Annotated in this window: 1 protein-coding gene; it reads left to right on the top strand. The window is 59.2% G+C overall.

Translation table 11 applies throughout. The features are described 5' to 3' along the window. Positions 1-224: 224 nt before the first annotated feature. The coding region (locus GVL61_RS24465; RefSeq protein ID WP_304621353.1) for a sigma factor at positions 225-466 on the top strand (242 nt) is incomplete at its 3' end.

Genomic DNA, 466 nt, shown 5'->3' with positions numbered 1-466 from the left:
GAGCTATTGACAAGTCGAAAATCTTAGAAGAATGGAAGGTGCCGGGGCCGTTGCCCACTTCTGCATAGTCGAGTGAAGACCAGGACTTGCGGCACACCGCTCACAGGGAACTGTAAATATTCAAATACAAATAATTCCTATTCCACAGATTTTTTGTATCATCGCTTTCCACCCGCCGGAACCCTTTCGGCCACCACAGGAAAGCGATCCCTATGTCCTCGCCGTTGTCAGACCCTTCCCTGGCCGATGTGTTCGTCGCCCACCGGGCACAGCTGTGGCGCGTCGCACGGCAGATCGTGAACACCGAAGACCTCGCCGACGACGTGATGCAGGATGCGTACCTGAAGCTGGCGGAAGGGCCTCGCGACCGGGTGGCGGAGCGGCCGATCGGCTACTGCTGCCAGGTGGTGCGCAACCTGGCGCTGGACTACTGCCGCCGCCACCGCGTGGAAGCCAGCTACCGCAC

The organism is Novosphingobium sp. 18050, from assembly GCF_902706195.1.
Taxonomy (GTDB): Bacteria; Pseudomonadota; Alphaproteobacteria; order Sphingomonadales; family Sphingomonadaceae; genus Novosphingobium.
The sequence above is the reverse complement of the archived record's forward strand: the minus strand, read 5'-3'. Positions and strand labels throughout refer to the sequence as shown.